Below are 13,412 nucleotides of genomic sequence, written 5' to 3'. Positions count from 1 at the left end.
AGGTGGTTTATTTCTTTTTCTTTTTGAACATTTCCAGCATGCGGTCCGTCACCACGAAGCCCCCGACCACATTGAGCGTGGCAAAAATGATTGCAAGAATTCCTAGTATCAGCTCCAGCGACACTTTTGACGCATCGGCATGGCCAACGAGGATAATCCCGCCAATGATGATGACACCGCTTATGGCATTGGCACCCGACATGAGCGGGGTATGCAATACGGATGGCACGTTGGAAATCACTTCAATTCCCAAAAAAACAGACAAGGCAATAATGAAAATGGCCTCTCTATAAGTGAAAAAGAAAACAAATACCTGCTCCATTAAATATCAATTAGCTCTCCAAAAAGTGATTTTACCCGGCTATTCAAAACTTCCCCTTTGTGGGTGATGCACGTGCCGGCCACGATGTCATCTTCAAAATTGAGATTGAGCGACCCGTCGTCGGCAATCAGCAATTCGAGAAAATTAAAAACGTTTTTTCCGTACATCTTGCTGGCATCTACCGGCATCAGCGAAGGGTAATTTGATTGCCCGATGATTTTCACACCATGATGCACAACGGTGTCATTGTCCCGTGTCAGCTCACAATTGCCACCACTTGAAGCCGCCAAATCGACAACCACAGACCCTGGTTTCATTCGCTCCACTGCCTCTTTCGGCAAAAGAAGCGGTGCTTTTCTGCCTGGAATCTGAGCTGTGCATATCACCACGTTGGCTTTTGCAGCATGGTCGTTGATGGCCTGCTGCTGCTTTTGTTTGAATTCTTCCGTTTGTTCTACTGCATATCCGCCTGCAGCAGCGTCTTCCCTGGCCCCTTCCACTTCCACAAACCGGGCTCCCAGGCTCATCACCTCCTCCTTCACTGCCGAGCGCACATCGAAAGCCTGCACCTGAGCACCGAGCTTTCGGGCAACCGCTATGGCTTGAAGGCCGGCTACTCCCGCTCCCAGCACCAATACCGTGGCCGGACGGATGGTGCCTGCTGCCGTCATGAACATGGGGAAAAAGTTGGGCAGCTGGCTGGCTCCTTCCAACACAGCTTTGTAGCCTGAAACAGTAGCCATCGACGAAAGCACATCCATTGCCTGCGCCCTCGACGTCCGGGGTATGGAGTCCATACTGAAGCTGGTAATGCCCTTTTGGAGAAACAGCTTCACCAGGCCTTTATTCCACAGTGGGTGGTACTGACTCAGCCAAACCTTATCGCTCCCCAACTGCTGAACCAGCTCGGGCGATGGCTCACCGATTTGCACAAGCAAATCAGATTTAGCCAACACTTCTTCTCGTGAAACTATTTCCGCTCCTGCTTCCTCGTATAATTGATTGGATTGAAATGCCGTTAATCCTGCATCTTTTTCTACAAAAACCCGAACTTTCTGCTGAACCAATTTGGCTGCGATTTCCGGTAAAAAAGCGATTCTCTGTTCATTTCCGCTTTCTTTTAGAAGGCCTACAATCATTGTTTTGCGTTATTAGCTATAGGGTGTACTATTATTCTCAAGGCGAGTGAACCGCATGACTCAAAAAGCCATGCAATCATATCACTCGCCGACTTTCAAGTCACTTTTGCATCACATACCAGAAGCTACTTACCAGCAAATATGCGGTAAAAAATTCCAAAGTTTTCAATTACCATTTGGGCACCACCGCCATGTGCACCCACTTTCCCTATCCCTCAACCTACGATAATAGCTTCAATATGAGTCTTTTGCAATTATTTCGCCCACTTATGACATTGCGCTTCCCTTTACAGACGCAGTTTGACCAGCGACCATGTACAGCAGGCTTCTATTTTCAGAATTCTTTATTCATTTCTGTTTAATGAACCGATTCTTTCCACTACTTTCCTAAACGGCCCGTAAACATCACCAGGCTGATGACACAAGAAACTACTGCGCAACGAATCCACTATGGCCAGCAATCACTTTAATATTCAAGGCCTTTCGTCTGAAGAAGTCCTCGAAGCCAGGAAAAAGCATGGTGCCAATACACTGAACTACAAAAAGGAGAGCGGCCTTATCGAAGCGCTCAAAAGCATCGCCGCAGAGCCCATGGTTGTGCTGCTGCTGGTTGTCTCCTCCATTTATTTTTTTACCGGCAATGTTGGTGATGGCCTTTTTCTGGCAGCTGCCATTGTGCTGGTAGCGGGCATTTCCCTGTATCAGGACTCCCGCAGCCGCAACGCCCTGGAGAAGCTCAAGAACTTTAGCCAGCCCATGTGCAAGGTGATAAGGGGTGGCGAAATGACAGAGATAAAAAGTGAAGAACTGGTGGTGGGCGACAGCCTGATGATTGAAGAGGGTAATACCATTGCTGCAGATGGCGTTATCGTGCATTCCAATGATTTTTCAGTCAACGAATCGATTCTCACTGGAGAGTCGATGGCAGTGTATAAAGATGCTACCAAAGAAGACAACAAGGTTTCGCTGGGCACAACAGTAGCCAGTGGATTGGCTGTTGTTACCGTTACTGCCATTGGCAACGCCACCAGCCTGGGCAAAATTGGAAAAAGCCTCGAAGACATTGCTGAAGAAAAAACACCACTGGAAAAGCAGATAGCAAACTTTGTCAAGAAGATGGTGCTGATCGGCGCAATTGTCTTTCTGATTGTATGGGCCATCAATTATTTCCAGTCGTACAATGTGTTGGACAGTCTGTTGAAAGCGCTGACACTGGCGATGAGCATTTTGCCGGAAGAAATACCCGTGGCCTTCACCACGTTCATGGCGCTGGGTGCCTGGCGACTCATGAAGCTGGGCATAGTGGTAAAGCAGATGAAGACCGTCGAGACACTGGGCAGCGCCACGGTGATTTGCACTGATAAAACCGGCACACTAACCGAAAATAAAATGAGCCTGGCAAGGTTGTTTGTGCTGTCTTCGCAGGAAGTAGTGGATGCCAGTCAGCCGCTTTCAGCAGATGCTCAGTCCCTTGTTCGGTTGGCCATGTGGGCCAGCGAACCGATTCCTTTCGACCCTATGGAAGTGGCGCTGCACGAAGGTTACGGACAATTTACGGTGGCTGATGAACGGCCTGCTTTCAAGATGATCCATGAATATCCGCTGGGTGGAAAGCCACCCATGATGACACATATTTTTGAAGACAACAAAGGTACCCGCATCATTGCAGCCAAAGGAGCCCCCGAAGCGATGATAGCTGTATCTGGCCTGTCGGCCGGTGAAAAGGAGCAAGTGCATGAAGCCATTAACACCCTGGCAAAGGATGGTTACAGGGTGCTGGGGGTAGGCGAAGCCAGCTTTAATGGCAACGACTTCCCTGCTACTCAGCAGGAGTTTACCTTTACTTTCAAAGGCCTGGTGGCTTTTTACGATCCGCCAAAACAGAATATCCCACAGGTGCTGGAACAGTTTTATGCCGCTGGCATCCAGGTGAAAATTGTGACTGGAGACAACGCCCTCACCACCGGGGCCATTGCCCGACAGGTGGGGTTTCGTGGTTTCGATAAAAGCATCAGTGGTGATGAGTTGATGCAGCTAACGGAAGAGGAGCTGGGGGAGAAAGTGGAAGACATGCAAGTGTTCACCCGAATGTTCCCCGAAGCCAAGCTGAAAATTATAAACGCCCTGAAGGCGAGGAATGAAATTGTGGCCATGACAGGCGACGGCGTGAACGATGGGCCTGCCCTGAAAGCCGCCCATATTGGCATAGCCATGGGCAAAAAAGGAACCGAAATCGCCAAGCAGGCTGCCTCACTTATCTTGCTGGAAGACGACCTTTCCAAAATGGTGGAAGCAGTGGCCATGGGACGAAAAATCTATACGAACCTGAAAAAAGCCATCCAATACATTATTTCCATACATATACCCATCATCCTGACTGTGTTCCTGCCGCTGGCCCTCGGATGGGTATACCCAAATATCTTTTCGCCTTTGCATGTTATTCTGTTGGAGCTGATCATGGGCCCCACCTGCTCCATTATTTATGAAAATGAGCCGATTGAGAAGAACACCATGATACAAAAACCGAGGCCGTTCAGCAGCACTTTCTTTAACTGGAGAGAGTTGGCGACCAGCGTACTTCAGGGGTTGACTATCACTGTTGGCACGCTGCTCACCTACCAGCTGGCGGTCCATGCGGGAGCCAATGAAGATGTCACCCGCACCATGGTCTTTGTGGCGCTCATCTCTTCTAATATTTTTCTCACATTGGTCAACCGGTCGTTTTTCTATTCCATCCTCACTACGTTAAAGTATAAAAACAAGCTGGTTCCACTCATTATCGGCATCACTGTCCTCATTTTAGGGTTGCTTCTTTTTGTGCCTCCGCTTACACGATTCTTTGGCTTTGAGCCCCTTGGGTTGGGGCAGTTAGGCACAAGTGGTGGAGTTGGCTTCCTGTTTGTTATCTGGTACGAGGTGGTGAAGTGGCGAAAAAGGAGAATGGCTTCAAATTGATGGGGCTTGTCCGGATTGTTTAGGCAGCAAAAGTCGGCTTCCCTGAATGATATCTCCCCGCTTTTTGTTAAACGAGTAGGAACAATTAACAACACTATTTAATCGTAAAGCCATGAGCTACAGCATAAATAAAATACTAAAAGGTAAAAGCTTCGATGAAGCAACGGAGCAAGTGACCGCCGAATTGAAAAAAGAAGGATTTGGGGTATTGACCGAGATTGACATCAAAGAAACGCTGAAAAAGAAGCTGGATGTAGATTTCAGAAAGTACAAAATTCTTGGTGCTTGCAATCCTCAATTCGCTTACAAAGCCCTGCAAAGTGAGGATAAAATAGGCGTATTCCTCCCTTGTAATGTGGTGGTGCAAGAGCAAGCCAACGGAGAAATTGAGGTGTCGGCAGTTGACCCAATTGCTTCTATGGGCTCAGTAAAAAACACAGACCTGGAAGGCATAGCAAAGGAGGTTCAGCAAAAGCTAACGAGGGCAATCAGTAACCTCAATTGATCGCTGAGGAAACAGTATTGCATCCCTCAAGCGTCCCTGGGTGCTTTGCTTCGGCGTCCTGCTGTTGTGATCGATAGTCAACAACATATCATCCCGCTTGGTGGTAACACCAGTAGCAAATTCATCGCTATATTCGCAATTGTTTCTTAATAAGGAAACAATTACCTTTGAATAAAAACGTTATGGCGGAACGTTTTCGGGTTGAATTTATGGAAGAAGCGGCTGACTTTTTGGGCAATTTACCAATCAAAACCCGAGAAAAAGTGCTTTTCAACATTTGGAAAGCACGAAATAGTAATGATAGAGAACTCTTCAAGAAACTCAATGATGACGTTTGGGAATTCCGAACACTCTATCAGAAGACCTATATCCGGTTCTTTGCATTTTGGGATAAGCATGACAGTTTTGATACAGTCGTGATTTCAACGCATGGAATAATTAAGAAAACGGGAAAGCTGCCAAAGTCGGAAATAGAAAGGGCAGAAAAACTGAGATTAAGATATTTTGAGGACAAAAAGAGAAATAAATCATGAAAACTTATACGCTTGAAGCACTCACAGATAAGCATATTGGCAAGAAGGGCAGCCCAAATCGTGATGCTTTTGAATATGAATTAAGTATGGAATTATTAGGGCAAGCGATCAAAGACGCTCGTAAGGAACGTCATCTGACGCAAGAGCAGCTTGGAGAATTAGTAGGGGTGAAAAAGGCTCAAATTTCTAAACTTGAGAACAGCCTGACCGATGCCCGGTTTGAGACAATCATCAAGGTTTTCAAGGCTCTTAATGCCAAGATAAACTTCAATGTTGAGCTTCTGAATCAAAAAATGGACATCGCTTAAAACAGCGTAGCGTCCTGTAAGGCATTGAGGTAAAATGCTCTTGACTAATCGACATTGTATCAAATTAATAGAACTAGAAAGGATACCCAATAGCAAAATTGAGTACAGGATTTTTCCAGTCAAATCCGAAGCGCTCACCCTTTGGTAAGTAGGGCTTCTGAATGGGGGCTGCCAGGTCGAGTCTGATCACAAAGTTTTGAATATCCAGCCTAACGCCCGTTCCTACGCCAACGCCCAGCTCCCTAATAAAACCGGAAGTGAACTTACCACCGGGCAATGCCTCATTTTCGTTGGACAGCCATACGTTGCCTGCATCGGCAAAAAGTGCCCCTTTCAGGTAAGAATAGATGGGAAACCGATACTCCAGGTTGGCTTCCAGCCGGATGTCTCCAGCCTGATCGAAGAATGAACCAATATTTTCGCTATCGGGATAGTAGGTGCCTGGCCCAAGCGACCTCACACGGAACGCCCTCACACTGTATGCCCCACCGGAAAAATACTGTTTGGAAAACGGCAAGGTCACCGAATTTCCATAAGGAAAGCCGAAACCAGCAAAAAGCCTTGTCACAAGCTTTTGTGTTTTGCTGATGTAAGCATAATGCTGAATGTTGATATCGCTTTTATAATACTGCGCATACTCCAGACCCAAAAACGTGTTCTCCTTCTTCGCTGCCGTTAGTTTATTGAGCAAACCCAGTCCATTGCCCGCCATATCTACGTTGAGCGTTACAAAGAAGGGGTTTCTGATACCTGAGCTTAATAATTCGTTGTAGGTAAAGGTGTAGGTGAGACCTCCTATAAACTTCTGGTCAAAGCTGCTTTGCAAAAACTCGTTTTCCGCCAGTATGGTCTCAAACGCCGGCGACGTGCTGGCAAGGTTCACAACATTGACACTCACAGGAGTCAGCTCATGATAAACATACCTGCTGGCATTCCAGTTGTAGCCAAAGGAGCCTGTGACTGATTGCAGCGTATATAGTTTACTCCGATTCAGGTACTCAACTCCTGTGCTTAGCCGGGTTTTAGGCACTGCATATTTAAACTTCCGCCCTACTGCCACAGGAAACAGCAGCCGTGGAAAAACAAGGTCACCTTTCAAACCCAGCTGCACACTGCTTAAGCCTGTATTGTCGCCCTTGATCAACTGCTGCTCATAGCCAGCTTGCCCTGTAACGTTCAGCGTTTCTCCACCCCGGAAAAGGTTACGATTGCTGTAGGTAAGCGACAACGATGGCCCCACAAAGTTGTTTGACTTCGTCACTCCCTGAAGCTCTGCTCGCAGGGCCCGCTTTTTCAGAGGCGACAGATAAATATTGGTTGCCAAATAACCCAAAGTATCACTGGCATTTTCTTTGCCCACCTCGTCATAGCGAATGTTGACAAACTTGTAGGTGCCTATCGACGACAGCCGGTTGCTTGTGCGCCGTGAGTCAGTCGGATTATACCTCTTGTCCTTTTCAAGCAAAATATAGGGAGCCAGGCGCCTGGGCTGGAAAAACCCTGAATCCTGAATAAAATTGATTTGAGAAAGTGTGACTGTGTCGTTCTCCCCACTTTCATCCAGCGAATAGTGTGGAAACACATTGATAGAAGCAATTTCATAGGGAATCACTGACTTTGGAGGCACATCTTTCTTGAGCCTTAGAAACAAGTCTACCGATTTGTCTTTGTGTCCATTGGTATCGGCTTCAAAAATCAAAAAATCAGCATTAAAGTTGTAGTAGCCCCTGCCTTTCAGGAAGAGATCGATCCGCTCCCGTTCTACTTTGAAACGCTCCAAATCGAACCGGGCACCTGGCTTAACAAAGCCGCTGCGGTTCATGTACTCACCAATCTCCTTGTAAATGGGAAGGCTGCCGCTGTCGAGCTGGTAGGCTCTGATGGTGTACGGTGCCTTTACCTGCACTGCGTACAGAACCGATCCGGTGCGCTTTCCTTTTTTTTCCAACGAGTTAATGTCGCTTCTGAAAAACCCCCGGTTTTCCAGTCGATTGTTCATCAGCTCCTCTACCCGCAAGGGATTCACATCCGAGAGATAAACAGGCTTTTCGCCTATTTTCTTGTTCAAGAATCGGTAATACAGGCCGGGACGCTTCCTTTGTGCCTTGTAGTAAGCCAGCAGCCCCAGGCGAATCCCCAATATTTTGGAGTTGGGTTCAGGCCTCATCACAGTTTCCAGCTCGGCCTCTATTTCACTAAGGTGCCGCACTTTGGTCTCCGCCTTCAAGTCGATCTTTGACCCTGTATAGAGCAATTCACCTTCCGGGATAAATTTTTTCACCCGACAGGAGACCACGCCTGCAAAAAAGCACGCCGCAACAAAGACCGGTATTTTGATGAATGCCTTCAAATTCCTATTTCTTTTCAGCTTTGTTTTCTTCTATCTCGTCTTCCACTCCCTCGTCTTTTGCTATTTTCTGCCAAAGCTCTCTGAACTTGTTAAATTCCCTGTTATACATAAGGGCGATCCCGGTAGCGATCAATTGCCCATCGATGACACTTTCAAATTCATTTTTTCTAAAACCCTTTAGTCGATACCGTCCGTCCTCTGAAAGCAGGTACTCCAGGCTGATATTGCCAACAACAGGTGTGGTGCCTTCCGTTGTTTGACTGCTTCCTTCAATATCTACGGCGCTGCCCACCTGCACAATCAGCCGGTCGTTGAAAAGCTTCTTTTGTGCGTTGATATCCAATTGGGTTCGGTCCTGCGGTGTTTCTCCCTGGTAGTCGGTGTAGCTGTCCAGACCAAAATTCAGGTCGAGGCCTGTCTTACCGACGAGTTTATCCGAAAAATTATTGAGCTGCCCCGACAACACTTTGTTTACGTTGCCCCGTGCGATGGATGCCACGCCGCCGCCGCTCCCGTCGCTCCCCGACCCAGGAAAGAATCGGTTAAGCACCAGCAGTGAGAAAACTTGCTTATTCAGTTCGCTCTCCTGGCTGTTCAACTGCTGCAGCCTGCCATACACATCACCGCCAATCGACCCCTGCGCATCCTCAGGCATATCCAGTGCAAACGACAACTCAGGTTGCAGCAGTTGCCCATCCACATTCAGATAAACAAGGAATGGAAGCTTCTGCTGGTATTTGTTAGCGAGACCGGTGCTTTCACCCGAGGTCCTGATGGCCATCAATGGAGCTGCTGAAGTTTCTACCTTGTAAATGGCCGTTACATTTAGTGAAGCATCCAATGGGTCGCCCCGCCAGGTAATCGTGCTCTGAGGGGAGATTTCAAATCGTTTTTTAACCAGGTTGTACAGGCTCGCTTCATAATGCCCGTTGCTGATCGAATAAGTGCCGGAAAGTGTCGTCCGACCATTTGGTTCAAGCCCGACTATCAAATCGCCGGTGCCGGACACCTGAAAATTATCGCCAGTCTTCTCGTCAATGATAATTTTGAATATCGCATTCTTGTCTACCGACAAGCTGGTGTTCACATCATAGCCAATCAGCTGCGCCGACGCTGCCCTGGCCTCTCCCCGGGTCAGGATATCGTCGGGATTTTCTCTGTTGACGAAAAGCACCACGCCTTCTCTTTCCATCACGTCTACTTGAGATTCAGGCACCACAAAAGTGAAATCCGTTCCTTCTTTGATGGCAAGCTTTCCCCTGACAACAGGGACTTTCAGATCGCCTCCCACCGTCAGGTCAGCATCCATTTTCACTTTTCCGTAAAAAAGCTCATTGTCTTCTTTAGCGGCATTGACAGGCTGGAAATTTCTTGCGTTGATCGTCAACTGGAAAGACGGATTACTGATGTTTTCTGTCAGCACTTTTCCGTCAAGCCTGAAAGCGTTGTTGTCATCGTCGACGACAGTAAAATTATCGAGGTACAATCCAGTGTTGTCAACCTTGAGCGTTTCGCTGGGTAATGTAAAGCGGGTGTCTAAGCTATTCACAATAAGGCTGGCTGTGTTAAACCGAATTGTGCCGGTGTATTCCGGAGAAGCAGTAGTGCCCTTGATTTTGACAACGCCGGCCATGCTTCCGCTGGCTTCAGAAACGGCCTCCTTTGCAAATCCTTCTATCACACTGGCTTTCACCTCATTGATTGCCAAATCGAGATTCATTTTGGCTCCTCCCTCATCAGCCAGGTAGTCGCCTGTCAGATCAAGGTCGGCATTCCCGCCTTTGAGGGCCAGATTGAAGTCATAGCCTCCGCTTCCAAGCGATTTGGCATTAACCGCCATGTTGCCAAGATCGACCTTCATGACATCAAGCTGATCTATCCTGAGGCTGGCCAGCATGCCCGTGTTACCAAAAGGATCCTCCACAATGAAATCTCCCGAAAGAACTCCCGTAACGAGCGGCTCCTCAGGGTTAAGCGGACTAAGCAATGTGGCCAGGCTAAAATTCTTAAAATCAATGCCAACATGCGCTTTTTCGATGTTGGGTAGGTTGGAGCTAACAGTGAGCGATTGCTGATTTTTGCTCAACGTGAAATCCTTGAACGTAAGCAGTCTGTTGGCATAGCGTATCTCATTGACCTCTTCAATTGACCAGGGGCTTTCATCGAGCACGAAACCCGATGGAACCACGTGGTAAATGATGGTGTCGCCCTCAAACCTAACCTCAGACCGCACGTGTGCGATGGTCTCCTCTTCATGGAAGCTATCGACGTTGAACGTCAGGAGCCTGTTCGTAAGTGTGCCAGCAATGGTGGTTCTCTGAATGGCCAGTGGACCCGCTTCCACCCCCAGCCAGCCAAAATCGAATATCACGCTGTCTTTCCTGCCCATCAAGGCGAAACGAAGATTGTCCACCTTGCTCCCGCTATAGGCGATAAGTGGGGCTCGCAACTGTGCTTCCAGGGAGCTATTGGCTTCGTCAAACGTTGCGGTGATGTTAATAGAATCCAGGCGTTCGAGCCCGGGCAACAGCACTTCATTAAGCAACGGTGACTGCCGGATCGTTAAAGCCATTTCCATGGTAGTCTTGCGCAAAACCGTGTCGGTTGCCACTGAATCAGCAAAGTAAGCATCAAGCTGCCTGTTAATGGCAGCTGTTAACAGCGCTGGAGAAGTGTTTGATGCTACAGTCATTTGCAAGGAGCGACTCGCCACCCGTAAACTGGTGCTGTCATGCCTTACGGCCCCCTCTGCGCTAAAGGCATCCAGTGGGAAGGATCGGCTATCGTAGATGACAAGACCATCTTCTATGTCTGCTTTTAGGTGAAATGCATCTGCATTTCCTTCAAAATTGGCCTCCAGCCTTAATTTTGCCCTAATGTCTTCTTTGGTTATTCCAAGTGCCAGCAGATCGGCCCCTTTCAAGTCAAGCACCATGTTGACCGTTGATGATGAAGAATCCAGCTTCATCAGGGCTTTCAGCGAAACGTCGAGGTTCTCATCTTTAAACAAAAGATCTATATCGCCTTTTCCATCTTTGATGCCGCCTGCCAGTGTCAATCCTGAAAAGTCGTAATGGTTGAACTCCAATGTTTGAAAGTCAGACTGGAGCGATGCATTAAGTGACGAAAGGCTTGTTCCTGATCCGGAAGCCTTCGCAGAGAAAGTCAGCATGCCTATCTGATCACTTTTCAACAGCTTACCGAGCCGGAGTTCCTTCACGTCAATATCAGCGTCAAATGATACTTGTTCTCTATTAGAAAACTTACCGTTTAGGTGAATCCTACCATCCAGAGTAGTCAGGTCGGCGAATATAGTTGACTCTTCAAGCTCTCCGTCGGCCGTCAGGCTCAGGGTGATTGTCTCGGGAATGGCCACGCCGAGCTCGCCTTCAGAAATGAACTTAAGCACATCTGCTCTCTTCGTTTTAAAAGTAAAAGGTGCCGCTGTAAACTGAAGGTGTTCCAAGCCCAGCATATTTTTTAGTACTCCGTTGCATGTCAGGGATGTTTCATCGCCCCAATTCACCTGGGCGTTTTTAACATCCAAGGCAGCCAGCGACCCGGTTAGTTGAAAATGACCACTCACCTCTTGCTCAGCCAATGCAGTCAGATACTTATTTTCTGCCAGGGCTGGCTGAAAAATGAAGGCGTCGCTTACATTGATGCCCAGCCGAGTAATATCGAGATCGAATGCTAATGCCTCAGGTGAATTGAGTGCTTCTGCAATGGAAGGATAAGAAACGCCCAGGCTACCCTTCACACTGCTTTTGCCTGTTTCGAGTTCCAGGTTTGTCAACGACAAGGTCTTGTCCTCCACCTTCAAACCAAAAGCGAGTTGCGTCAGGTGCAGGCCACTTGTTTCACTAAAGGAAAAGCTATTGACTTGCGCTTGCGCCAAACCCGGATGAAGAGCCACATTTGAGGCTTCGAACGCAAAGTCAGCGAAAGCCATGGCCTTGGCATTGAACACTCCTTCCCGGGAGCGAATTGTGTCTGCCTGATAAGCGAACCGATTGTTCGCCAATGTAATAGCGCCCACCTCCACCTGCCAGTCAGGCCATACAAAGGTCAAAGGAGACTGGTTGTCAGCCGTGTCTACAGGCTGGACAACAGGCTGCTGACGTTTGGTGGAAACATAGGACAGATCCGACTGCCGGAAAACAATAGTTTCGATGTTGATTATGTTGTTGGCTAAATCGATTTTCGGCGCTTCAACTAAAAAGTGACCTATCTGCGCCTTCACGGCTATGGCATCTGGCATTGATACATAGCTGCCTTTCACATCGTCCAGCGTCAGCTCGTCCACGATTAAAAATGGAAGCACAGACGGTGACCCAGTCGCATCTACGGACTGCGTTAAGGGCTTTACCTGTTTATACGTTACTTCGGAATGCTCCAGCGCAACCGATTCAACATGAAACCTCATTTGGTCTAAGTCAAAATCGTCCATTTCGAGTTGAAGGTCACCGATTTTCAATGATGCCAATATTCCAGAGACCTCATCATCATAGGTAATGTCAAAATCATTGAAAGCGATAGTACTTACGTCAATAGTGAAAGAAGACTGCGCTTCAGGTGCTTTTGGAAGACTGGTCGTGTCTGGTTCCGCAACAAATGCGGCTATCAGAAAGTCGAAATTGTAGGCTCCACTGGGCTCTTTTCTGTTCACCCTGGCAGTAAGCCCCGACCATTCCAGCATTTTCAGGTTGAGACCATCTCCTTTGATTAGCGGAATCAGTGCTACCGATATCTCCAGGCTCTCCGAATAAACCAGTGTGTCGCCCTGCTGGTCTTCTACATAAAGGCCTTCCAGAAAAGCGTTGCCGGAGAAGGTGACAAAGAGTCTCTTGATATCCACTTTTGCCCCCGTCTTCTCCTCTACAAAGCCAACTGCCTTGCTCACAATGATATCCTGGCCCCAGGGACTTCGGATGATCAAAACGACAATAATGAAAAGCATCAATATGCTCAACACAATTCCGGCAATGATCTTTATGAATTTATTTCTTTTTGTTTCTGGCATATAGTCCAGTCATCCCTGCCTGTGCAAGGCGGCAATGTGGCAAAATCTTGTCTCAGGGTTGGAAGGTGCAATATAACAACGTAAGATATCACCGAACAGCTATTTTCAAACTCAATGTGGCAGGGGCATTTTTTGGAAAAAGGGAGTTTCGCAGCCGAGTCGGCTAGCATTACCAATGCAACTTAGAGAATAAACAGCTTCTATTTATTTGACTGTCAATGAATTGCGATCAGCATCGACACACTTTCGCTCGCCACTACACATGCTGCTGGAAGAA

The 13,412-nt window shown here is 47.7% G+C and carries 8 protein-coding genes; 4 read left to right on the top strand and 4 right to left on the bottom strand.

Features of this window, described 5'->3' with window-relative positions:
* Positions 1–7: 7 nt before the first annotated feature.
* Together ACMVP2_RS17310 and ACMVP2_RS17305 are read right to left on the bottom strand one after the other, a co-directional pair.
* Positions 8–322, bottom strand: coding sequence for an NAD(P) transhydrogenase subunit alpha (locus ACMVP2_RS17310; protein ID WP_339793075.1), 315 nt, complete (start codon positions 320–322; stop codon positions 8–10).
* Entirely contained in the window at positions 322–1,461 is a 1,140-nt protein-coding gene (locus tag ACMVP2_RS17305) for a Re/Si-specific NAD(P)(+) transhydrogenase subunit alpha (RefSeq protein WP_416864376.1), read from the bottom strand. The genes ACMVP2_RS17310 and ACMVP2_RS17305 overlap by 1 nt, the downstream gene beginning before the upstream one ends.
* Before the next feature lie 450 nt (positions 1,462–1,911).
* Between ACMVP2_RS17305 and ACMVP2_RS17300 the strand changes: the two genes are divergently transcribed.
* The 4 genes from ACMVP2_RS17300 (at position 1,912) to ACMVP2_RS17285 (ending at position 5,762) form a co-directional block, all read left to right on the top strand.
* On the top strand, positions 1,912–4,416 hold the full coding sequence (locus ACMVP2_RS17300; RefSeq protein WP_416864375.1) for a cation-translocating P-type ATPase: 2,505 nt from the start codon (positions 1,912–1,914) through the stop codon (positions 4,414–4,416).
* Between the two features lie 112 nt (positions 4,417–4,528).
* Positions 4,529–4,921, top strand: a complete 393-nt coding sequence (locus tag ACMVP2_RS17295; RefSeq protein ID WP_339793071.1) for a DUF302 domain-containing protein — start codon at positions 4,529–4,531, stop codon at positions 4,919–4,921.
* A 167-nt stretch (positions 4,922–5,088) separates the two neighbouring features.
* Positions 5,089–5,454, top strand: coding sequence for a type II toxin-antitoxin system RelE/ParE family toxin (locus ACMVP2_RS17290; protein ID WP_416864374.1), 366 nt, complete (start codon positions 5,089–5,091; stop codon positions 5,452–5,454).
* Positions 5,451–5,762: a helix-turn-helix transcriptional regulator gene (locus ACMVP2_RS17285; RefSeq protein WP_339793069.1), complete on the top strand. Its 312-nt coding sequence runs from the start codon at positions 5,451–5,453 to the stop codon at positions 5,760–5,762. The genes ACMVP2_RS17290 and ACMVP2_RS17285 overlap by 4 nt, the downstream gene beginning before the upstream one ends.
* A 73-nt stretch (positions 5,763–5,835) precedes the next feature.
* Here ACMVP2_RS17285 and ACMVP2_RS17280 read toward each other — a convergent pair whose 3' ends face one another.
* Complete coding sequence (locus ACMVP2_RS17280) at positions 5,836–8,112, bottom strand: BamA/TamA family outer membrane protein (protein ID WP_416864373.1); 2,277 nt, start codon at positions 8,110–8,112, stop codon at positions 5,836–5,838.
* A 4-nt stretch (positions 8,113–8,116) separates the two neighbouring features.
* Complete coding sequence (locus ACMVP2_RS17275) at positions 8,117–13,135, bottom strand: translocation/assembly module TamB domain-containing protein (protein WP_416864372.1); 5,019 nt, start codon at positions 13,133–13,135, stop codon at positions 8,117–8,119.
* Between the last annotated feature and the right edge of the window lie 277 nt (positions 13,136–13,412).

It is taken from the genome of Imperialibacter sp. (assembly GCF_048007035.1).
GTDB lineage: Bacteria > Bacteroidota > Bacteroidia > Cytophagales > Cyclobacteriaceae > Imperialibacter.
This window is presented reverse-complemented; position numbering and strand designations above follow the sequence as displayed.